The following is a 299-nucleotide window of genomic DNA, read 5'->3' on the forward strand; positions in this document are numbered from 1 at the left end:
ACTGGTGTGATTGATGGCATTACGGGTGGAACAGACGGTAGTCCAATTGATCTTGTGACTGGCGTGATTGATGGCATCACGGGTGGAACAGACGGCAGCCCAATCGATCTTGTCACTGGCGTGATTGACGGCATTACTGGTGGAACCGATGGCAGCCCGATTGATCTTGTCACTGGCGTAATCGATGGCATCACGGGTGGAACAGACGGTAGCCCTGTCGATTTAGTCACTGGTGTGATCGATGGCATTACAGGTGGTACCGATGGTAGTCCGATTGATCTCGTCACTGGTGTGATTGA

1 pseudogene is annotated in these 299 nt (G+C 52.2%); it reads left to right on the forward strand.

Features of this window, described 5'->3' with window-relative positions:
* Window positions 1–299: pseudogene (locus IO68_RS30465) on the forward strand (hypothetical protein); the annotation flags it as partial.

Origin of the sequence: Acinetobacter sp. COS3 (assembly GCF_000475335.1) — a bacterium.
GTDB classification, from domain to species: Bacteria; Pseudomonadota; Gammaproteobacteria; order Pseudomonadales; family Moraxellaceae; genus Acinetobacter; species Acinetobacter venetianus.